Source organism: Alcanivorax sp. HI0083 (assembly GCF_001635175.1).
The window spans coordinates 1-706 of record NZ_LWFX01001788.1; the positions used below are offsets into that span (position 1 = coordinate 1).

A 706-nucleotide genomic window follows, 5' to 3' on the forward strand; every position below is an offset into this window, starting at 1 on the left:
TCACGCCCCATGAACGCCGTGACTGGGTGATCCAGGGTGGTGACAAGCTGCAGGTATTCGACACCGATGCGGGCAGGGTGGGTATCCTGATCTGCTATGACGTGGAATTCCCTGAACTGGGCCGGATTCTCGCCGACGAGAAAATGGATATCCTGTTCGTCCCGTTCTGGACCGACACCAAGAACGGCTACCTGCGCGTACGCCACTGCGCCCAGGCCCGCGCCATCGAAAACGAATGCTACGTGGCCATCTCCGGCTCCGTGGGCAACCTGCCACGGGTGGATGCGGTGGACATCCAGTACGCCCAGTCCTCGGTATTTTCCCCCAGCGACTTCTACTTCCCCCACGATGCCATCATCAGTGAGTCGGTCCCCAATACCGAAATGCTGATGTTTGCGGATGTGGATCTGGAGAAGCTGAAACTGCTACACCGGGAAGGGTCGGTGACCAACCTGCGTGATCGGAGAGATGATCTTTATAGTCTGGATTGGAAAAACAAAGACTGAATCCTGCCAGGGCAGGGCCGTCCGGCCCTGCCTGCCTTCGCACCGTTATCAACTGTAGGAGATTCTATGTTGTCCACCCCAGTCTTCATGAGGCAGGGGCCGGCTGATAGTCGGTGCCATTTTTCATAAGCGCGAAGGCGATACGAACCAGTTTGCGCGCCAGGATGACTAACGCTTGGGTAGTTGCCAGCCCTCGATCC

At 57.5% G+C, this 706-nt stretch carries 1 protein-coding gene and 1 pseudogene; one reads left to right on the forward strand and one right to left on the reverse strand.

Features of this window, described 5'->3' with window-relative positions; translation table 11 throughout:
* Positions 1–506, forward strand: a 506-nt coding sequence (locus A3754_RS25815; protein ID WP_304439875.1) for a nitrilase-related carbon-nitrogen hydrolase, incomplete at its 5' end; no start/stop codon positions are given.
* Positions 507–591: 85 nt separating this feature from the next.
* On the opposite strand, the pseudogene A3754_RS28690 reads toward A3754_RS25815, so the two are convergent.
* Positions 592–706, reverse strand: a pseudogene (locus A3754_RS28690) (IS110 family transposase); the annotation flags it as partial.